This is a genomic window from Aquitalea sp. ASV11, from assembly GCF_016429185.1.
Lineage (GTDB): Bacteria > Pseudomonadota > Gammaproteobacteria > Burkholderiales > Chromobacteriaceae > Aquitalea > Aquitalea pelogenes.
Map to the genome: position 1 here is coordinate 1 of NZ_JAELUD010000219.1, position 316 is coordinate 316.

Annotated in this window: 1 pseudogene; it reads left to right on the top strand. The window is 72.8% G+C overall.

The annotated features are described in order from the left end of the window. A pseudogene (locus tag JHD62_RS21820) lies at positions 1-316 on the top strand (hypothetical protein); the annotation flags it as partial.

Here is a 316-nt window from a genome sequence, read left to right on the forward strand (position 1 = left end):
TGTACGACATTGGCCGCACCGCCATGAAGATGCTGCTGGAGCGACTGGAAGACCCGGCGCGCAGTGCGCGCAAGGTGGTGCTGTCCGGCCGCTTGATTGCCCGTGGTTCTACCGCACACAACCTGGCCTGTCTCTTATACACATCTCCGAGCCCACGAGACGAACGCAATAATCTCGTATGCCGTCTTATGCTTGAAAAAAGGGGGGGGGGGGGGGGGGGGGGGGGGGGGGGGGGGGGGGGGGGGGGGGGGGGGGGGGGGGGGGGGGGGGGGGGGGGGGGGGGGGGGGGGGGGGGGGGGGGGGGGGGGGGGGGGGG